We start from the raw sequence: 412 nt of genomic DNA, 5'->3' as shown, positions 1-412 counted from the left end.
CTTCGATGGCGTTGTGAAGCGCGCGGCGCTTTCGCCGCAGAAGCTTGCCGACGCCTTTGCCCGTGCCGAGAAGGCGCCGTTCCTGCTGGCCAGCCTGCCTTCGGCAAGCCGCTTCGGCGGCGCACAGCCGGACGCCCCGATCGAAGCGCGCTTCGGTTTGCAGCCGGCCGAGACCCCAGGCGCTTCCGAACTGGCGCTGGCGCTTGCCAACGTCGCGCCCGAGGATACGGCGGATGTTCCGACCGCCGTCGCGCTGCAAAACAGCGACGCGCCCGATGTCGCCGGCCCCGATGCTGCTAACAATGCGGACAATGGCCAGGACGGCGCGTATCAGATCGCCTCGCTGCCGCCGCAGGACGATTTGCCCGATGCCATTGCCGTGCCCGGCCTTCGCCCCCGCACCTCGCTGGAG

Annotated in this window: 1 pseudogene; it reads left to right on the top strand. The window is 69.7% G+C overall.

The features are described from left to right. Positions 1-412 (top strand): annotated as a pseudogene (locus tag EOA27_RS41390) (hypothetical protein); the annotation flags it as partial.

The organism is Mesorhizobium sp. M2A.F.Ca.ET.037.01.1.1 (genome assembly GCF_003998075.1).
Taxonomy (GTDB): domain Bacteria; phylum Pseudomonadota; class Alphaproteobacteria; order Rhizobiales; family Rhizobiaceae; genus Mesorhizobium.
This window is presented reverse-complemented; position numbering and strand designations above follow the sequence as displayed.